The organism is Lentzea sp. NPDC036949, assembly GCF_055608075.1.
In genome coordinates, this window is the sequence record NZ_JBVJRA010000012.1 from 40,164 (window position 1) to 58,792 (window position 18,629).

An 18,629-nucleotide genomic window follows, 5' to 3' on the forward strand; every position below is an offset into this window, starting at 1 on the left:
CCCCAGACCCCCGAGCAGTTCGGGCGCTGAGCGCCCTCACGCACACCCCGAGTGCCATCGCGCAGGCTCCCGAGCAGGGTCGGCGCTGAGTGGCCTTAGGCCGACAGCGGCAAGACGTCGGAGAGTGTGGACAGGAAGTCCTCGGCGTCGAACATTGCGCCGGCCGAGGCGACGCCGGTGACGTGGAAGCGGCCGGTGAGCAGGCGGTCTACCGCCTCCACGGCCAGAGGGGCGCTGACGGCGTAGATGTCGCGGCCTGCGACTGACAAGCGGCGTTCCTCCGAACCCCGGCGTACGCGTACGTCCACCTCGAAGGTTTCCGGTTCGGAGCGGGGAGTGGCGGCGGCCAGGGCCTGGGCCGCGGTGACGGACATGTACGAGGTCACCGACGGGATCGCCAGGTGGCTGGGCACGGTCACGATGTCGGCCATCGAGAACTCACCGACCACCTCCCGCGGCCCGCTGGGGAAGTCCCAGGTCGACGTGAGCGGCGCGGTGTCGTGGTGCTCGAGCCGGCCGTCGCGGAACCGGACCCGCCGACCACCCCGGCGGTCGTGGGAGACCGCACCGGCGGCGAGCGTGCCGGGCGTCGGCTGCCAGCCGCTCAGGCCGTAGGCGACGTGCGCCTCGGACGCGTCGGGCCAGTCCGCCATCGCGGCGGTGACCAGCAGGTCCGCCAAGCCGCCGAAGAACGCCATCGCGGGCACGACCGGGACCGCGGCACCGCGGGCGAACGTGTCGGCGTTCGCCTCGATCTCGGCGGCCACGTCCACGTACGGGATGCCGGCGCGTTCGGCGGCGGCGATCAGCGGCAGCGCCGTCACGGCGAACGGACCGGCCGCGTTGACCACCGCGTCCGCACCGGTCAGCGCCCGGTCGAGAGCGGCGGGGTCGTCGGCGGTGGCCTGCGCGCGGCCGAACGGCAGTGGCGTGAAGCCGCGCTTCTCCAGCTCCGCCTGGATGAACCGGCCCGTGAGGCCGGAGGCGCCGTAGACCGCGATGTGGTGTCCCATGACGGCAATTCAAGCCAGGGCGGCGCTCGCTGCCCAGTGTCTGGAACGACACGATGCGTACAATTCCGGACATGCTCGCGTTCGCCGTGACCGACGGGATGCTGCACTTCGAGCTGACCGCTACCTACGAGATCTTCACCGCGCCGCAGCTCGGCTACCGGGTGGTCGTCTGCGGTGACGGGCCGGTGCGCGTCGGCCGGTTCACGCTGGAGCCCGACCTGCCGCTCGACCGGCTCCACGAGGCGGACACCGTCATCGTGCCTGCGGTAGCCGACTGGGAGGGGCCGGTCGACCGGCGGCTGATCGAGGCGGTCCGGGTGGCGCACGCGAAGGGCGCGCGGATCGCCTCGCTGTGCACGGGCGCGTTCGTGCTCGCGGAGGCGGGGTTGCTCGACGGGCTCCGCGCCACCACGCACTGGGCGCACGCCGACGAGCTCGCCCGCCGGTACCCGCGGGTGGAGGTCGCACCGGACGTGCTCTACGTCGACAACGGCCAGGTGCTCACCGCGGCGGGCAAGGCGGCGGCGATCGACCTGAGCCTGCACCTGATCCGCCGCGACCACGGTGCGGCGGCGGCGAACACGGCGGCGCGCAGGCTGGTCGTCCCACCGCACCGCGACGGTGGTCAGGCGCAGTTCGTGCTCGCCCCGGTGCCCGCCGAGGAGGGCCACCCGCTGACCGAGCTGTTCGACTGGGCGAGCGAACGGCTCGACCAGGTGCTCACCGTCGAGGACCTGGCCAGGCAGGCCGGTATGAGCTCGCGGCACCTCACCCGGTTGTTCCGCACCGTCACCGGCACCACCCCGTTGCAGTGGCTGCACATGCGGCGGATCCGGCGCGCGCAGGAGCTGCTGGAGCTGACCGACGACAGCGTCGACCTGATCGCGGAGGCGGCGGGGATGGGGACGGCGACGACGTTGCGCCGGCACTTCCACCGCACCGTGGGTGTGCCGCCGGACACATACCGCCGCACGTTCCGGCCGGTGGGTGGCAGGTAGTCCCCGAGCAGGGCGTTATGTTGGCCGGATGAGCAACGGACAGCGCATCGGGGCGCGGGTGTTGCGGCGCAAGCCGATCGACCAGCTGACCCATCCCGGCAGCGAGATGCGGCGCACGCTCGGCGTCGGCCACCTCACCATGATCAGCATCGGCGCGACGCTGGGCACCGGCATCTTCGTCGTCCTCGGCGAGGCCGTGCCGCTGGCGGGACCGGCGATCGTCGTCTCGTTCGTGCTCGCGGGCATCACCGCGTTGTTCTCCGCGCTGTCCTACGCCGAGCTGGCCGGGCTCATCCCGGCGTCCGGCTCCTCCTACTCCTACACCTACGCCACGCTCGGCGAGATCGTCGCCTGGGTCTGCGGCTGGTGCCTCGTGCTGGAGTACGGCGTGTCCGTCGCGGCGGTCGCGGTCGGCTGGGGCCAATACGTCAACGAGCTGCTGCACCTGGTCACCGGGCTGCGGATTCCGGACGTGCTCAGCCAGCCGCCGGGTGACGGCGGGATCGTCAACGTCCCGGCCGTGCTCGTCGTCGTCATCTCGATGCTGGTGCTGCTGGGCGGGGCGCGCGGCAGCGCCCGGACGAACACGGTCCTGGTGTACGTGAAGATCGGCGCGCTGGTCATGTTCTGCGCGGTGGCGTTCACGGCGTTGAAGGCGGGCAACCTGCAGCCGCTGTTCCCGCTGGGGCTCGCCGGCATGAGCGCGGGCGCGGCCACCCTGTTCTTCTCCTACATCGGGTTCGACGCCGCCTCCACCGCCGGTGAGGAGGCGGAGAACCCGCAGCGCGACCTGCCGCGCGCGATCATCATCTCGCTCGTCGTGATCACCGCGCTGTACTGCGCCGTCGCGCTCGCCGCCGTCGGCGCCATGCCGTGGCAGGCGTTCGAGGGCACCGAGGCGGCGCTCAGCCGGGTGCTGACCGACAACGTCGACGGTGCCATCTGGCCGATCCTGCTCTCGATCGGCGCCGTGGTGGCGACGACGTCCGTGGTGCTGACCGTCCTCTACGGACAGACGCGCATCCTGTACGCCATGTCGCGCGACGGGCTGGTGCCGTCGATCTTCGCGAAGCTCAGCCCGCGCACCGGGGTGCCGTTCATCAACACCGTCGTCGTCGGCCTGTTCATCGCGGTGCTCGCCGCGCTCGTGCCGCTGGGGTCGCTGGCCGACGCCACGAGCATCGGCACGCTGTTCGCGTTCGCGCTGGTCAACATCGCCGTGATCATCCTGCGGCGCACCGAGCCCGACCGGCCGCGCAGCTTCCGGGTGCCGTTCTCGCCGGTCACGCCGCTGCTGGGGCTCGCGTTCTGCGTCTACATGATGTTCAGCCTCGGCCTGGACACCTGGGTCGCGTTCCTCGCCTGGATGGCGCTCGGGTTCGTCATCTACTTCGCTTACAGCGTCCGGAAGGCCCGCCTTGAGGTTTCGAGCGATCACTGACGTCCCGGGCATCGCCCGCGTCGCGCGGTACTACGCCGACGTCTGGGAGACGAGCCTCGACGTGCTGTCCACCGAGACGCTGCACTGCATCCGGCACGCGGGCGGCGCGACGATCGGCGCGTTCGACGGCGACGAGCTGGTCGGTGCCACGACCGGGCTGTTCTGCCCGGACGGGTCGGTGTACTCGATGATCGCCGCGGCCCGCCCCGGTGCCGGGCTGCCGTTGAAGCTCGCGCAACGCGACTGGGCGGTCGGCCTGGGCGCGCGGTCAATGCGCTGGACCTACGACCCGCTGGTGGCGCGCAACGCCCGGTTCAACCTGGTGAAGCTCGGCGCCGTCGTCACCGAGTACGCGGTGGACTTCTACGGGCCGATGAACGACGGCGTGAACACCGGTGAGTCCGACCGGCTCACCGTGCGGTGGGACCTGACCGGCGCGCGGGAGCCGCACGAGTCCGAACCGCGCGGCGAGGTCACGGCGACCGCCCCGGACGGCGGGCCGCTGCGGCGCACCGACGGCGACCGGATCTGGTGCCGGGTGCCGGCCGACGTCGTGCGGGTGCGCAAGGAAGCGCCGGAGCAGGCGCAGGAGTGGCGCGCGGCGGTGCGGGACGTGTTCCTGGACGCCTTCGACCGCGGGTACGTCGCGACCTCGATGTCCCGCGACGGCTGGTACGAGCTGGAGGTGGCCGGATGAGGATCGAGCGGGTCGAGCTGCTGCACGTCGCGATCCCGCTGGTGTCGCCGTTCCGCACGTCGTTCGGCACGATGACGACGAAGGACACGTTCCTGCTGCGGGTCGTCACGGACACCGCGGAGGGCTGGTCGGAGTTCGCCGCCGATCCGGAACCGCTGTACTGCTCGGAGTTCGTCGCCGCGGCGGAGCTGGTGCTGGCCGACCACCTCGTGCCCCGCGTGACACCGGAGGTCACCGCCGCCGAGGTCGGGCCGAGGACGCACGCGGTCAAGGGCCACAAGCTCGCCAAGGCCGCGCTGGAGACCGCCGTCCTGGACGCCGAGCTGCGCTCGTTCGGGATGCCGATCGGCACGTTCCTGGGCGCCACCACCGACAGGGTGCCCGCCGGTGTCTCGGTCGGGATCAAGGACTCGGTCCCCGAGCTGCTCGACGACGTCGAGGGCTACCTGGCGGAGGGCTACGCGCGGATCAAGCTCAAGATCGAGCCCGGCTGGGACGTCGACCCGGTCCGCGCGGTCCGCGAGCGCTTCGGCGACGTCCTGCTGCAGGTCGACGCGAACACCGCGTACACCCTCGCCGACGCCGACCACCTGCGCCGGCTCGACGAGTTCGACCTGCTGCTCATCGAACAGCCGCTGGAAGAAGACGACCTCCGCGGCCACGCCCTGCTGGCACAACGGTTCCGCACACCGATCTGCCTCGACGAGTCGATCACCTCGGCCAGGGACGCGGCCACCGCCATCGCGCTCGGCGCGTGCCGGATCGTCAACGTCAAACCCGCCCGCGTCGGCGGCTACCTCGAAGCCCGGCGCATCCACGACGTCGCCGTGGCGAACGGGGTCCCGGTGTGGTGCGGCGGGATGCTGGAGACCGGTGTCGGGCGCGGGCCGAACCTCGCGCTGGCCGCGTTGCCCGGCTTCACGCTGCCCGGTGACGTGTCGGCGTCGCGCCGCTACTTCGCGGAGGACGTGACGGAACCGTTCGAGCTGCGGAACGGGTTCATGCAGGTGCCGAGCGGGCCGGGCATCGGGGTCGAGCCGGTTCGAGAGGTGCTGCGGCGCTTCACCACCGCGACCCGCGTGCTCTACGCCAGGGACTGAAGCTCGCGGGCCAGGTTGCTCCGCGCGGCGGCGTCCCACCGCTGCCGCGCGGGCTCGGTGACGTACAGGTCCTCGCGCTCCAGCAACGCCTTCAGCACCTTCGCCCGGCCCGCGCGCCACGCCGGTTCGTCGTAGCGCGCGTACTCGCGGCGCACGGCCTGCCGGTAGCGCTCGTAGTGCTCGGGCTCGGAACCGAGGATCGCCAGGTCGGCGTCCAGCAGCACGTGCGCCAGCGGGTCGTCGGACGAGTGCGTGATCGTGGCCAGCACCAACGCTTCCACGCGCGTGACGTGCTCCTCCGCCAGCCCCGCGAGGCGTTCGCGGGCCCACAGCGCGCTGGCCCGTTCGTCCTCGCCCGGTCGCCCGTCGTAGATCACGTCGTGCGCGCACGCGGCGAGGGTGAGGACCGCCCGTTCCTCGACGGAGAACGCGAAGGCGTCCGCGAGCTCCGACGAGTCGCGCACGACGGACGCCACGTGGAACGTGTTGTGGTAGGCCCTGTGCGGCTCGGCGTAGCGTTCGACCAGGTCACCCGCGTCCGGTGTGCCGCCCAGTGCCCGGACCGCGTCGTCCCAGATCCGCCTCACCGCGCCAGCTCCTCTTCGACGACGTCCGCGGCGGCGCTGCTGCCGCCCTCTGGCTGGAACTCCGGCAGCGGGAAGATCGCTGTGTGCGCCACGGTCACCTGCTCTTGTCGTAGGGGCGTTCCGGCCAGTGGTGCTTGGGGTAGCGGCCCTTGAGCTCACTGCGCACGCGCAGGTAGCCGTTGCGCCAGAACGACCTGAGGTCGCTGGTCACCGCGGTCGGGCGGCCGGCGGGGGACAGCAGGTGCACGACCACCGGGACGCCCGCGATCTTCGGGGTGTCGGCCCACTTCATCGCGTCCTGGATGCGGACGTGCAGCGCGGGCGTGTCCTGGGTGTAGTCGACCTTGCCCTGCCCGATGCGCTCCGGGGCGAGCTGGTCGAGCTCCGCCGCCTCCGGCCACGGCAGCAGGTTCCGCAGCACCTGCACGGTGTCGATCTTGGCCAGGTCGGAGCGCTTCTTCGCCTTCCCCAGGTCGAGCGATCCGATCAGGCTCTCGTCGTCGACGCTCGGCCAGTCGCGGGTGCGGTGCAGGAACGCCATGCGTTCGCGCAGGCGCTTGGCGGCGTCGGTCCACTTCAGCAGGCCGAGCCCCTCGGCTTCGAGGCCCATGCGCAGTGCCTGCTGCGACTTGGCCAGGTCGTTGAGCGGGCGTTCGTCCAGGGTGATCGCGCCGAGCTTGCGGACGCTGTTCGCGACGACGTCGCGTTCCCACCGGATGTCGTCCTCGGTGTGCACGAGGGCTTGGGCGGCCGTGACGGCGAGCTCCTCGTCGGCGGGCGCGGCGAGGCGGATGCGGCCGTGCTTGCTGCCCGGTTCGCGGTCGGCGATCGCGACCGCGAGCCACTGGGAGTGCGCGTTGTCGTGCTCGACCGCCGTGCCGTTGGCCATCAGGTAGACGGTGCTGTTCTTGGACCGGCGCTTCGCGAGCCGTTCCGGGTAGGCGAGGGCGACCACGAGGGCGGGATCGCCGTTGCCGTGCGGGTTCGTGCCGAGCTTTTCGAGCTTCTTGGCCTCCTGGCGCCACTTTCCCGGGGCTTTGAGGGCGGTCGCCAGGTCGGTCGTGCTCGGGTGGGAGCTGTCGTCGAGCAGCGCCACGACCTCGGCGGCGGTCCGGTTGCCCGCGAGCGCGCTGCCGTCGATCAACGCCCGGCCCAGGCGCGGGTGCAGGCCGGCGCTCGCGATGCGGTCCCGGCGCTCGGTGTCCTCCAGCGCGCCGATGGAGTGCAACGTCTCCTGGGCGGCCTTCAGCGCACCCTCCGGCGGGGCGTCCCACCAGTTCAGGCCGGAGCCGTCCGGGGTGCCCCACACCGCCAGTTCCAGCGCGAGCCGGGTCAGGTCGGCGGTGCGGATCTCCGGTTCGGGGTAGCGGGGGAGCGTCGAGTGCTCGTGCTCCGGCCAGCAGCGGTAGACCCGGCCGGGAGCCTCACGCCCGGCGCGACCGGCGCGTTGGTCGGCGACGGCCTGCGACACCCGGATCGTGGCGAGACCGGCGAGACCGCGGCGGTGGTCGACGCGGGGGACGCGGGCCAGCCCCGCGTCGACCACGGCGCGGACGCCGGGGACGGTCAGGCTGGACTCGGCGATGCTGGTGGCGAGCACGACCCGTTGCCGCTGACCCGGTGTGAGGGCGGCGTCCTGGACCGCTGCCTTGAGCTGGCCGTGCAAGATCACCGTGTCGGCGTTCAGCAGGCTCGCGGTGCGGTTGATCTCGCGCACGCCGGGCAGGAACGCGAGCACGTCACCGTCCACTTCGGACAAGGCCTTGTTGATCGCGCGTGCGACGGTGTTCTCGATGCGCTCGTTGCGGTTCGGCGGCACGTAGGTGATCGCCGTGTCGAACGTGCGGGCAGCGGTGTGCAGGACGGGTGCGTCGCCGAGCAGGTCCGCGAGCCGTTGAGCGGCAACGGTCGCGGACGTGGCGAGCAGCTTCAGGTCCGGCCGCAGGCCCGCCTTGGCGTCCAGCAGCAGCGCGAGCAGCAGGTCGGCGTCGAGGTGGCGCTCGTGGACCTCGTCGAGCAGCACCGTGCCGACGCCGGTGAGCTCCTGGTCGTGCTGCAGGCGGCGGACGAGCAGGCCGCTGGTCACGACCTCGATGCGGGTGTGCCTGCTGGTCTTGCGGTCACCGCGGACCGAGTAGCCGACGGTGTGGCCCACCGGTTCGCCCAGCAGGCTCGCCATGCGCGCGGCGGCGGCGCGGGCGGCGATGCGGCGCGGCTCGGCGACGACGACCTTGCCGGGCAGGGCGAGCGGCACCAGCGTGGTCTTGCCGGTGCCCGGCGGTGCGACGAGGACCGCCGACCCGTGGTCCTCCAGCGTGCGCAGGAGCTCGGGCAGGACGGACTTCACCGGGAGATCGGGCAGGTGCACGTTCCTGAGTGTGTCAGGGTGGTGGCATGGTGCTGTTGGGTGTGGTGTCCGGAGTGCTGTCCGCACTGCGATCCGCGCGGAACGTGGCGCAGTGGAAGCACGTGCCGATGGTGTCGGAGTCCTCGAAGACCGCCTCCGTGCTGGCCGTGGTCCCCGCGCGCGACGAGGAGGCCACCCTCCCGTCGCTGCTGCCCGGCCTGGTCGGACAGCCGGGGGTGCGCGTGGTGGTCGTGGACGACGCCTCCGCGGATGCGACCGCGAAGGTCGCGCTCGCGCACGGCGCCGAGGTCGTCACGTCGCCGGGACCGCCCTCCGGGTGGGCGGGCAAGGTGCACGCGATGCACCTGGGCGCGCAGGCCGTGCGGGACGAAGAGTGGCTGCTGTTCGTCGACGCGGACATGACCTGCGCACCTGACCTCACTGGCCGGCTCGTGGCCACGGCGTCCGAGCTGGGCGCGGACCTGATCTCGTCGTCCGGGCGGGGGACCGGGCCGGCGTGGTGGTTCCTGCTGCCCGCGTTCAACACGCTGGTGTTCGAGGGCTCGCCGCCGGACGGCAAGGGCCCGACGGCGCTCGCGGTCGGGCACTGCGTCCTCGTGCGGCGGCCCGCGTTCGAGAAGGCCGGTGGCTGGGAGGCGCTGGCCGGGAACCACGCGGACGACGTCGGCATGGCGACGCTGATCAGGGACACCGGCGGGTTCGTGCGGTTCGTCGACGCGTCGGCACTGCTCACGACCTCGGGCCTGGACACGTTCGGGGACACCTGGCGGTCGCTGCGCAAGAGCATCCAGCCGGCGTTCCGCGACATGTTCGGGGCGCGGGCACGGCCGCTGCTGGCCGCCGCCGGGCTGCTGCACCTCGCGTACGGGCTGGTCCCGGTGCTGCGGTGGCGCTCGCCGTGGTCGTGGCTCGCCTGGGCCGCGCAGGCCGCGTCGCACCGCGAGTTCGTGAAGCGCGTCGGGCAGCCGGAGGCCTCCGCCGTGCTGGCACCGCTGGCATGGGCGACGATCGGGGTGTTCCTGCTGGACTGTGCGCTGCGACCCGGCGCGAGGTGGAAGGACCGCCGCGTTGGTTGACCCGTTGCGCGACCCGGACGACCCGGACCTGCTCGACCCGTACCAGTCGCGGTCGCTCGCGATCCTCGTCGAGGGCGCGCGGCTCGCGTCCGGTGCCGTCCGGTACGGCAAGGTCGGGCGGGTCGGCTGCGCCGCCGTCGTGATCAATCGGGAGAACCCGCTGCCCACCGGCAACTTCGGCTGCGCGCTCGACGGGTCCTCGGTGGAGGTCGCCTCGACGCTGCTGCGGCTGGAGCAGACGTTCGCGGACGTCGGGCGGGCCGAGGCCGTGGTCTACGCGTCACCGACGACAGTGGACGAGATCGAGGGCATCGCCGACGACTCCGGCTGGTACGCGGTCGAGGAGCTGCAGACCGTGGTGCACCGCGGCCGTGCCGTCGTCGCCGAGGGGGTGCGGCGGGCGGAGGACGCGGACCTGCCGGGGATCGTCGAGCTGCTGTCCGACGAGCTGGTGGGCAACCGGGCGCGGCTGCAGAAGTGGCTCGGCCACCGGCTGGACGACCCGCGGTGCCTGCTGCTGGTCGTGGACGACGGCGAGCGGATCGGCGGGTTCGCCTCCGGCTTCGCCGAGCGCGGCGTGGGCCTGGTCGAGCAGTGCGTGGTGCGACCGGCCCGTCGCCGCCGGGGCGTGGGGCGGTCGCTGGTGGTCTCCGCGGTCGCCGCGCTGCGCTCGGCCGGTGCGGCGCTGGTGGCCTCCCAGGTCGACGAGGGTCCGGGGGAGCGCTTCGCCGAGGCGTGCGGGTTCGTCGCGATGTATCCCGTGACGGCATACGTACGCAGGGTGGATGAGCTGCTCGATTGAAGTGTTTAGTTGCCGCGTGACATATCCTTAGCGGGGCTAAGGGAGGCATGGGGTGCGCGAGCGCTTGCCGGTAGAGGTCTGGGTACTGGTCGCGGCCAGTTTCATCATCGCCATCGGGTTCGGGATCGTGGCACCGGTACTGCCGGTGTTCGCGGCGACGTTCGGGGTCGGGCACACCGCCATCGCGATCCTGATCAGCGTGTTCGCGGGGGTCAGGCTGGCGTTCGCGCCGCTGAGCGGCATCCTCGTCAACAAGTTCGGCGAGCCGCGCATCTACATCGTCGGCATCCTGATCGTGGCGGCCGGCACCACCATGGCCGGGTTCTCCGGCAGCTACTTCGAGATGCTCGGCTGGCGGGCCCTCGCGGGCATCGGGTCGACGATGTTCACCGTCGCCGCGCTCGCGCTGCTCATCCGGATCACCCCGGCGCCCATGCGCGGGCGGGCCTCCGGCATGTGGGCGGCCGGGTTCCTCGTCGGCAACGTGGCGGGCCCGATCGTCGGCGCCGGTCTCGTGCCGTTGGGTCTCTGGGTGCCGTTCGTGTCGTACGGCGCGTTGCTGTGCGTCGCGGCGTTCGTGGTCTGGTTCTTCCTGCGGAAGTCGACGCTGGCGGCACTGGACAAGTCCGGCGGCGCCGACCACATGCCGTTCATGGACGCCATGCGCCACCGCGCCTACCACGCCGCACTGGCCTCCGGTTTCGCCAACGGCTGGGCCGTGTTCGGCGTGCGCATCTCGCTGGTGCCGGTCTTCGTGATCGAGGCGCTGGAGCAGAGCCCCGCCGTCGCCGGCATCTCGATGTCGGTGTTCGCCGCCGGCAACGCCGCGATGCTGTTCCTCTCCGGCCGCATCGCCGACACCCGCGGCCGCAAGCCGGTCGCCATCGCGGGCCTCCTGGTCAGCGGCGTCACCACGATCTGGATGGGCTTCACCACCGGCACCTGGGACTTCATGGCCGCCTCGCTGATCGCGGGCATGGGCGCGGGCCTGCTGAACCCGCCGCAGAACGCCGTCGTCGCCGACGTGATGGGCGCCCGCGGCCGCGGCGGCCCCGTGCTCGCCGGCTTCCAGATGGTGACCGACCTGGGCGCCATCATCGGCCCGATCTCCGCGGGCGTCCTCGCCGACACTTTCGGCTTCGAGGCCTCGTTCGCCGTCACCGGCGCGGCACTGCTGCTGTCGGTCGTCTTCTGGCTCATCGCCCCCGAGACCCTGCCCACACACGAGGAGGAGCACACGGCCGCGGCCGTGGCACCGGAGTGCGGCGCCCTCGACGAAACGGCCGAGGTCCCACTGGGCGAACGCGTCGGCGGCAAACCACGCCACCCGGAAGCGTGAGCGCGTACTCAGGTTCTTTTCAGCCTGGATCGCTACCCTCGCCCCCGTGGGTGGAGCAGAGCGCAGTGCGCGGAAACGGAAGCAGGCCGCGCGTGCGGTGACCCAGGCTCGCAAGTCGGGCGGGGACAGGACGAAGGTCATCGCCGGCATCGCCGTGGTGGCCGTGCTGGCGGTCGCCGTGATCGGTTACGTGATCTACCAGCAGCAGTCCGGCGACTCGACGACGGACGGCGCGATCCCCGCCGCCCCCGCCGAGAAGGTCATCTCGGCGCCGTCGGTGCGGGACAACAACGTCGTGGTCGTGGGCAAGGACAGCGCCACCACCACCATCGACGTCTACGAGGACTTCCTCTGCCCGGCCTGCGGCCAGTTCGAGGAGATCTACGGCAAGGACCTCAAGACCGCGGTCGAGGACGGCAAGCTCAAGATCCGCTACAACATCCTCCCGATGCTGGACCGCCTCTCCAAGCCGGCCGGCTACTCCTCGCTGTCGGCCAACGCGGGCCTCTGCGCCGCCGACGCCGGCAAGTTCAACGAGTTCCACGCGGCCCTGTACTCGAAGCAGCCAGAGGAGGGCGGCCCCGGCTACACCAAGGACCAGCTGATCAAACTCGGCAAGGACCTCGGCATCACCGACCCGGCCTTCGAGACGTGCGTGCAGAACGACACCTACAAGGCCCCGCTCACCGACCTCATGTCGAAGACGAGCGCCAACGACGCCCTGAAGAACAACGGCGGCTTCGGCACGCCGACCGTGGCGCACAACGGTTCCCGCGTGGACATGGCGGCCAACGACAACTGGCTGGCCGACCTGCTCAAGTAAGCCCCTCGCTAACAGCGCCCGGTCCCCGTTCGTTCGTGGGGGCCGGGCGTCTTCGTTCTCGCTGGCCTTCGGCTGTTCGTGGGTGTGCTGCGAGTCACTTCGGTCTTCGGGGGTCGGGAGCTGGGGTGAAACTGGGGTTTGCGGGTGGGTTGGACCGGGGTCTACCAGGGCGGATGGGGGTTCGGGACCCCCGATTTTCATCTTGTGGCACCGATGTTGTACGGTATTGGCACACGAGAACGGCAGGGAAACCAGCCGGGAACGTGGACCTTCAAGGGGCTGTGGCGCAGCTGGTAGCGCATCACACTGGCAGTGTGAGGGTCAGGGGTTCGAGTCCCCTCAGCTCCACAATTGGATAGCATAAGAATCGCCCGCTGACCTGCGCAAACAGGTTCGGCGGGCGATCTTGTTTTCTGTCCTAAGTGGACGCCGCCTCACCGTGAGCTCCACGACGAGTCCTTTGGTCAGCGACCGCGCACACCCAACTTGGTCGGCAGCTCGCGCAACACGTCAATCACCGCCTGCGAGCTGACCTCCACCTCGCCGTCCACAAGGCACGCCCAAGTCGTGGCCACGAACCAGCTACCTGACGCTCTTGAGCGCAGCGGTGAGGGCCTGCCACGGAAGCAGGACGCAACGTACGCGGCTTCCGGTGGACCGCACGGCCTCGAAAGCGCCCATCGCGCCGACCGAGGCCGGCGGCTCCGGAGTCGTGCCTCGCAGGAAGTCGCGGACCGCGTCGTGCAGTTCAGCGACCCTGTCCGCGGTCTTCGCCTCCATCACCAGGGTGTGCATGACCGACGCCGACGCCTGGCTCAGCGTGCAGCCGGCGACCTCGTGGCTCAGCTCGTCGACGATGTCGTCGTGGTGGCGCAGGCGCAGGGTGATCTCGTCGCCGCAGGACGGGTTGACCTTGTGCACCTCCGCGGTGAACTCGTCCTGCAGGCCGTGGCCGCTGCGCAGGCGGTAGTGCTTGGCGATGACGTCCCGGTAGAGGTCGTCGAGCTTCACGCGTGCTCCTCCAGGTCGATGAACCCCTGCGCGGCGAAGAACTCGCGGGCCCGCCGCACGCCGCTGACCAAGCGGTCGATGTCGTCGTGTCCGTTGTAGACGTGCACGCTGGCGCGGACGGTCGCTGTGACGCCGAGGGCCCGGTGCAGCGGCCACGCGCACTGGTGACCTGCCCGCACCGCGATGTCGTCGTCGTCGAGGATCTGCGCCACGTCGTGCGCGTGCACCCCGTCGACGACGAAGCTGACGATGCCGGGCCGGCGCGCTGGGTCGTCGGGACCGAGGGTCCGCACGCCGGGGAGCGCCCGCAGCTCGGCGAGCGCGTATCCGGTCAGCTCGACCTCGTGGTCGAGCACCCGCTGTTCGCCCAGGCCCTGCAGGTAGCCGATGGCCGCGGCGAACCCGACGGCCTGCGACACCGGTGGCACGCCGGGTTCGAAGCGGCGCGGCGGGTCGGCGTAGGTGGCGCCGGTGAGCGTGACCGTCTCGATCATGGAGCCGCCGGTGAGGAACGGCGGCATCCGCTCCAGCAGGTCGAACCGGCCCCACAGCACGCCGATGCCGCTCGGCCCGAGCATCTTGTGGCTCGACAGCACGAGGAAGTCCACGTCGAGCGCGCGCACGTCGATCGGGATCCGGCCTGCGGCCTGGCAGGCGTCCACCGCGACGAGGGCCCCCGCTCGGCGGGCGGCGCGCACGATCGGAGCGGTGTCGGTGACCGCGCCGGTGACGTTGCTCTGGAGGGTCACCGACACCAGCGCGGTCCGCTCGCCGATCACCTCGTCGAGCACGGTGAGGTCGAGACAACCGTTCGTGGTGCTGGGGATGTACCGCAGGGTGGCGTCGGTGCGCCTGCACAGCTCCTGCCACGGCACGAGGTTGGCGTGGTGCTCCAGCTCGCTGACGACGACCTCGTCGCCGGGCCTGATCGACAGGCTGTCCGCGCCGGTGCCGGGTGAGCCGAGGGAGAACGCGAGCAGGTTGATCGCTTCGGTGGCGCTCTTGGTGAACACGACCTCGGAGGGGTCCCCGCCCAGGTAGGCGGCGACGGTGGTGCGGGCGTCCTCGTACGCGGCTGTCGCTTGCTCCGCGAGCCGGTGCGCGCCGCGGTGGCACGCGGCGTTGGAGTGCTCCAGGAACTCGCGCTCGGCGTCGAGCACGGCGCGCGGGCGCTGGGTCGTCGCCGCGGAGTCGAGGTAGACCAGCGAGCTCGCGTCCGAGGCGGTCAGCAGCGGGAAGTCGGCCCGGACGCTCCGGGAGTCCAGGCGGGGGAGGGCGGGTGTCCGGTCGACGGCGGTCATGAGACCGTCCTGTGGTCAACGGTGCCGGACTCGATGATGATGTTCGCCGTCTGCAGGCACAGGCCCCGCACGCACACGCTGATCTCGTCGGCGTCGGCGATGTAGTCGGGTTCGGCGAACTTCGGGTTGAACGCCTCGATCCGCTTGGTCCGCACACCCTCCTGGTAGTCCGGCAGCCGGGTCCAGACGATGCCGTCGTAGGACTCGGTCCGCTCCGGGAAGACCGCCGGGTCCTGCCAGCGCACCACGACGCCGAACATCAGCAGCGGTTCGAACAGCGGCTCGGCCAGGCCGTCCTCGTCCAGGTCGCCGTCCGCGGCGTAGCTGAACCCGCCGCCGACCATGGACAGCGAGCAGGTGGCCAGCGGTTCCTCGGCGGTGGCGTGCTCGAGCGCGGTGCCGCAGCCCAGCTTGCGGGCCAACAGGTCGGCCACGGCGTAGGGCAGCGCCTCCGCGGTGCGCGGCACCGGGCGCACGTCGTTCTCGGCGTAGCGGGCGACCACCCGCAGGTCGTCGGAGCGCACCTCGTCGAGCAGCAGGGGCAGCTCCTCCTCCAGCGAGCCCTTGCTGTCGTCGAGGATCGCCGAGGCCAGCGGCACCGGCAGCATGCTCGTCGGCGTGCTGACCACGTTCGGGTGCGTCCGGTTCGCCGAGGCGCGGCGCGTGCCGTTGAGGACGTGCGGCTCCCCGTCGATGTCGGTGACGATGGTCAGCTGCAGCACCGGCTGCCACAGGCTCCCGGGCTCCAGGCACTCGCGCAGCGTCGTCACCCGGTTGGACACACCCGGCAAGTGGGCGCGCAGAAACTCAGCGTCATAAACCTTGGCCATTCGAATTCCCCCTCGTGGTGACACGGTTTCGTGTTGTCATCCACGGCAGCATGCGTTCTCGCCGCCTGCCCTCCAGTGGAGGCTGGTGGCGCACCGAGGCGCTCTCCCCCAAGCTAGCGCGACCTGTGAACGAGCGGTTGTGTTGTCCTTGTCGTCCGTTATGTGCATAGGGCTGGACGAGTGAGTTCTTGAGTTGGGCCGACCGCTTCTTCCGGTCAGAACAGGTAAGCCTGAAATCCATCTTGCGACTCAGCGTGATTCTTGATTCATGTGCACGAGGAATTTCTCACGCCGTTGCCCCGGAAGGGTGGTCTTCTGCACTACTCTCCGATGCTGATCGAGGAAACCGGGGCTATGCCATTCCTCGTCAGGAGAAAACACGCGGTGGCCGGCATTGCTCTACGCTCGGCCCGGTGACCTCCACCCTTGATCGCCTGTACTCGTTCATCCAGTTCTCCGCGCGCCTGCGGGAGGTCGAGCGGCACAACCTGGCGACCCCCGACCGGCCCGAGTCGGTGGCCGAGCACTCCTGGCACCTCGCCCTGATCTGCTGGCTCCTGCGCGACGAGTTCGAGCGCGAGTTCAACGCACCCGTCGACCTGGACAAGATGATCAAGATGTGCCTCCTGCACGACCTCGTCGAGATCGACACCGGCGACCCCTCCGCCTGGCGCACCGACGGTGCCGCCGAGGGCAGCGCGGAAGCCAAGCGGCAGAAGGCGTTGGCGGAGGAGCAGTCGGCTCAGGAACGATTCGGTTCCCTCCCGGAACCCATTGCCTCCGAAATGCTCGCGGTGTGGCACGAGCACGAGGCAGCGGAAACGGTGGAGGCGCGGCTCGTGCGGGCGGTGGACCGGTTGAACCCGGCGCTGATGCGGCACCTGACGGGGCAGGGGTGGTCGGATGTGAGCGCTACCGCTGAGGACCTGGACAACCTGCAGCTCCCGCGGGTGTCGGTGAGTGCGACGCTCACCGAGCTGTATCAGCGGGTTCGCGCGGCTGCGGTCGAAAACGGGCAGTTCGTCGTCAAGGGCGCTTAGTCTGCGTTTTTGTCGAATTTGAAGTGGAATCGGTGTGATGAGCCGGGAATTTCTGTTCTGCAAGGGTCAACTGGTCCTGCGGCAGGCTTTCCGGGGTCCGCGGGAAGGCTTCCGGCCCGTGAGCAGGTTCAGCGGCGCTACGGGGTCGGCGACCCTACCGGGGCACGTCGATCGCCGTGGTGCGTCACCAACTGCACAGCCGGAGGCGTGCCGTTGGTCACCGTGTCGGTGGTGACGGTGATCTGGATCAGGCCCGGTTGCGCGCTGTGGAAAGAACCGTTGGCGCACTGGGTGTTCACCAGCTGGTAGTCGTCTGTTGTGGACTGTGCCGTCACCGACACGTTCCCCGCCTTGAGCACCGCCACGTCCATGTGCCCGTGGAAGGTCGCGACCGGGGTGGACGTCGACACGGCCGGGTTGAAGACGTTGAAGCCCACATCGGTGTTCGTGGTCTCGTTGGTGGTTCCGTAGGTGATGCTCGACCACGCCGCCAACGGCCGGGTCGCCGCACCGGCGACGAAGCTCGTCTGGTTCCAGGTCCACGCCGTCACCGACAGGTCGTCGGGGGTCTGGTTCCAGATCGTCGTGTACAGCGTGTTGGCGTCGCAGTCCTGGTAGTGCGTGTACAGGTTCCACCCGTTCTGGTTGCCGAACACGTCCTGCGGCACCGCGCCGTTGTTCCAGATGTCGGCCAGCGCCGCCTCGCTGGGGCAGTCGCCGGAGGAGGCGCCCGAGGCCAGCAGGTTCACGTCGTAGACCCCGCCGGGCAGGGCGACGCTGTACTGCGCGCCCTGCGGACCGTCGACCGGGCCCTGCGACCGCGGGTACTGCGCCCACAGCTGGTTGCCGTACCGGGACGGGACCAGCGCCTGCATGATCGCGAGCGAGTAGCCGGGCGTGGCCGCTTCCACCAGTTGCCCGGTCAGCTCGGCCGACCAGTTCAGCTCGCCGTCGGCGATGCCCGACTGGAAGGCCTGCATCTGGGCCCAGCTCTGCAGGACCGAGGTCTCCGTGGACCCGGCCGCCGCCAGGATGCCGGTGTAGGCCTCGCTCAGCGCGCCCCACAGGTCGGCGAACGCGCCCTCGAACGTCGCCAGGGGGTTCTTCGTGGTCGTCTCGTAGACGTTGTAGGCCGTGCTCATCAGGTTCGCCACCACCGAGGCCACCGGCCCCAGCGCCGACAGCGCGGTGTAGACGGTGCCCTCGACCAGGGCGAGGACCGTGGCGGCGGTGTGCGACTGGGACCCCAGGCCCACGTCCGCGCCCAGCTCGTCCAGCAACGCCTCGCTGTTGATGAAGAACGAGTTGATGAACCCGGTCAGCTCGCCGAACAGGCGCTGGATGTCGTCGGCCAGGCTGAGCTGCTGCTGCAGCGAGGTGACCACCGCGCTCCAGTCGGTCGCCGACACCCCCGTCGGGCACGTGGCCGAGGAGCTGATGAACAGCGACAGCGTGAGCGGGCTGATGGTGAGGTTGCTGTAGGACTGCTCGACGGTCATCGTGCGCGGCAGCAGCTCGGCTTGCTGGAGCTGTTCGTTGATCGAGTCGTAGGCGGTGCCCTGGCCGCCGGTGTAGGCGGGGAACTGCCCTGTCGGCAGCCCCAGGATGCCCTGCACCGGGTAGGCCGGCCACAGCGTCCAGGTCTGCGCGGGCGACCCGGTGCAGCTGTCCACCACCACGGGGGTGCCCGCCGCGGTCGACCCGCCTTGAACGGTGAGCGCGAGCGTCCCGTTGCCCAGCGAGCTCATGAACGCGCCGTCGGTCAGGGTGAAGACCTCGTTGACCCCTCCGTTCCCGTGCCAGGCGATGACCTGCGTGCCCGGCGCGGTCAGGTTCGCGGTGACGTTCGCGTAGAGGCCGTTCAGCCGGTTGACCAGGAGGTTGCCGTCGACGCACCACAGCTGGTTGGGCCGTGGACCCTGCGGCGCCGGCGTCGAGGTCAGCGGGTTGAGCACCAGCGGCGTCAACGGCTGGCCGTCGGCGTTGGCCAGGTCCAGGACGAACTTCGTGCCGGTCGGCTCGGACAGGTCGCTCACCACGAACGAGTGCCAGTTCTGCATGACTGCCCACTTCCCACGGCTGGACTACCCGACCGATGGCAACACGTTCGCCCCTGCCCCACCAGAAGGGTCACCCGGAGGTGTGTCACCTCCCCTTGTCACACCTGCCTGCCGGGGACAGCGGGATCGGCTGCACCGCCGAA

16 protein-coding genes and 1 tRNA gene are annotated in these 18,629 nt (G+C 70.7%); 10 read left to right on the top strand and 7 right to left on the bottom strand.

Going from position 1 to position 18,629, the window contains the following annotated elements:
* Positions 1–95 precede the first annotated feature (95 nt).
* A complete protein-coding gene (locus tag ACZ7CD_RS29595; RefSeq protein WP_470380175.1) occupies positions 96–1,013 on the bottom strand; it encodes a saccharopine dehydrogenase NADP-binding domain-containing protein in 918 nt (305 codons plus the stop codon).
* Positions 1,014–1,066: 53 nt separating this feature from the next.
* Here ACZ7CD_RS29595 and ACZ7CD_RS29600 point away from each other — a divergent pair, with 53 nt between their 5' ends.
* From ACZ7CD_RS29600 to menC, 4 genes are read left to right on the top strand one after another with little or no spacing between them, the layout of a single operon-like run.
* The gene (locus tag ACZ7CD_RS29600) at positions 1,067–2,011 is read left to right on the top strand and encodes a GlxA family transcriptional regulator (RefSeq protein ID WP_360397902.1); all 945 of its coding nucleotides are present in this window, start codon (positions 1,067–1,069) and stop codon (positions 2,009–2,011) included.
* Positions 2,012–2,039: 28 nt separating this feature from the next.
* Positions 2,040–3,452: an amino acid permease gene (locus tag ACZ7CD_RS29605; RefSeq protein ID WP_470380176.1), complete on the top strand. Its 1,413-nt coding sequence runs from the start codon at positions 2,040–2,042 to the stop codon at positions 3,450–3,452.
* The gene (locus tag ACZ7CD_RS29610) at positions 3,430–4,149 is read left to right on the top strand and encodes a hypothetical protein (protein WP_458434220.1); all 720 of its coding nucleotides are present in this window, start codon (positions 3,430–3,432) and stop codon (positions 4,147–4,149) included. The genes ACZ7CD_RS29605 and ACZ7CD_RS29610 overlap by 23 nt, the downstream gene beginning before the upstream one ends.
* Positions 4,146–5,249: an o-succinylbenzoate synthase gene (menC, locus tag ACZ7CD_RS29615; protein WP_470380177.1), complete on the top strand. Its 1,104-nt coding sequence runs from the start codon at positions 4,146–4,148 to the stop codon at positions 5,247–5,249. The genes ACZ7CD_RS29610 and menC overlap by 4 nt, the downstream gene beginning before the upstream one ends.
* Here the strand turns inward: menC and ACZ7CD_RS29620 are convergent.
* Positions 5,234–5,836: an HD domain-containing protein gene (locus ACZ7CD_RS29620; RefSeq protein WP_458434218.1), complete on the bottom strand. Its 603-nt coding sequence runs from the start codon at positions 5,834–5,836 to the stop codon at positions 5,234–5,236. The genes menC and ACZ7CD_RS29620 overlap by 16 nt on opposite strands.
* Before the next feature lie 94 nt (positions 5,837–5,930).
* A complete protein-coding gene (gene hrpB / locus ACZ7CD_RS29625) occupies positions 5,931–8,204 on the bottom strand; it encodes an ATP-dependent helicase HrpB (protein ID WP_470375521.1) in 2,274 nt (757 codons plus the stop codon).
* Positions 8,205–8,230: 26 nt separating this feature from the next.
* On the opposite strand from hrpB, the gene ACZ7CD_RS29630 reads away from it, so the two are divergent.
* The 5 genes from ACZ7CD_RS29630 (at position 8,231) to ACZ7CD_RS29650 (ending at position 12,592) form a co-directional block, all read left to right on the top strand.
* Entirely contained in the window at positions 8,231–9,280 is a 1,050-nt protein-coding gene (locus ACZ7CD_RS29630) for a glycosyltransferase family 2 protein (protein ID WP_470380178.1), read from the top strand.
* The gene (locus ACZ7CD_RS29635; protein ID WP_360397916.1) at positions 9,273–10,082 is read left to right on the top strand and encodes a GNAT family N-acetyltransferase; all 810 of its coding nucleotides are present in this window, start codon (positions 9,273–9,275) and stop codon (positions 10,080–10,082) included. The genes ACZ7CD_RS29630 and ACZ7CD_RS29635 overlap by 8 nt, the downstream gene beginning before the upstream one ends.
* 52 nt (positions 10,083–10,134) lie before the next feature.
* Entirely contained in the window at positions 10,135–11,421 is a 1,287-nt protein-coding gene (locus ACZ7CD_RS29640) for an MFS transporter (RefSeq protein WP_360397918.1), read from the top strand.
* A 46-nt stretch (positions 11,422–11,467) separates the two neighbouring features.
* Positions 11,468–12,244: a DsbA family protein gene (locus ACZ7CD_RS29645; RefSeq protein WP_360397920.1), complete on the top strand. Its 777-nt coding sequence runs from the start codon at positions 11,468–11,470 to the stop codon at positions 12,242–12,244.
* A 275-nt stretch (positions 12,245–12,519) separates the two neighbouring features.
* Positions 12,520–12,592, top strand: a tRNA-Ala gene (locus tag ACZ7CD_RS29650).
* 234 nt (positions 12,593–12,826) lie between these two features.
* On the opposite strand, the gene sufU is transcribed toward ACZ7CD_RS29650, so the two are convergent.
* The 3 genes from sufU to ACZ7CD_RS29665 are packed head-to-tail and all read right to left on the bottom strand — an operon-like array spanning position 12,827 to position 15,326.
* Positions 12,827–13,255, bottom strand: coding sequence for a Fe-S cluster assembly sulfur transfer protein SufU (sufU, locus tag ACZ7CD_RS29655; protein ID WP_470371397.1), 429 nt, complete (start codon positions 13,253–13,255; stop codon positions 12,827–12,829).
* Positions 13,252–14,556, bottom strand: a complete 1,305-nt coding sequence (locus ACZ7CD_RS29660; protein WP_470380179.1) for an aminotransferase class V-fold PLP-dependent enzyme — start codon at positions 14,554–14,556, stop codon at positions 13,252–13,254. The genes sufU and ACZ7CD_RS29660 overlap by 4 nt, the downstream gene beginning before the upstream one ends.
* Positions 14,553–15,326: a hypothetical protein gene (locus ACZ7CD_RS29665; protein ID WP_470371395.1), complete on the bottom strand. Its 774-nt coding sequence runs from the start codon at positions 15,324–15,326 to the stop codon at positions 14,553–14,555. The genes ACZ7CD_RS29660 and ACZ7CD_RS29665 overlap by 4 nt, the downstream gene beginning before the upstream one ends.
* Before the next feature lie 248 nt (positions 15,327–15,574).
* On the opposite strand from ACZ7CD_RS29665, the gene ACZ7CD_RS29670 reads away from it, so the two are divergent.
* On the top strand, positions 15,575–16,426 hold the full coding sequence (locus tag ACZ7CD_RS29670) for an HD domain-containing protein (RefSeq protein ID WP_470371394.1): 852 nt from the start codon (positions 15,575–15,577) through the stop codon (positions 16,424–16,426).
* A 137-nt stretch (positions 16,427–16,563) separates the two neighbouring features.
* On the opposite strand, the gene ACZ7CD_RS29675 is transcribed toward ACZ7CD_RS29670, so the two are convergent.
* Positions 16,564–18,486, bottom strand: a complete 1,923-nt coding sequence (locus ACZ7CD_RS29675) for an RICIN domain-containing protein (RefSeq protein WP_470371393.1) — start codon at positions 18,484–18,486, stop codon at positions 16,564–16,566.
* Positions 18,487–18,629: the final 143 nt, after the last annotated feature.

Coding starts and splice junctions, on each gene's coding strand:
- ACZ7CD_RS29660 (WP_470380179.1), bottom strand. CDS start 14,556: ATGACCGCCGTCGACCGGACACCCGCCCTCCCCCGCCTGGACTCCCGG.
- ACZ7CD_RS29630 (WP_470380178.1), top strand. CDS start 8,231: ATGGTGCTGTTGGGTGTGGTGTCCGGAGTGCTGTCCGCACTGCGATCC.
- ACZ7CD_RS29595 (WP_470380175.1), bottom strand. CDS start 1,013: ATGGGACACCACATCGCGGTCTACGGCGCCTCCGGCCTCACGGGCCGG.
- ACZ7CD_RS29675 (WP_470371393.1), bottom strand. CDS start 18,486: ATGCAGAACTGGCACTCGTTCGTGGTGAGCGACCTGTCCGAGCCGACC.
- menC (WP_470380177.1), top strand. CDS start 4,146: ATGAGGATCGAGCGGGTCGAGCTGCTGCACGTCGCGATCCCGCTGGTG.
- ACZ7CD_RS29600 (WP_360397902.1), top strand. CDS start 1,067: ATGCGTACAATTCCGGACATGCTCGCGTTCGCCGTGACCGACGGGATG.
- ACZ7CD_RS29605 (WP_470380176.1), top strand. CDS start 2,040: ATGAGCAACGGACAGCGCATCGGGGCGCGGGTGTTGCGGCGCAAGCCG.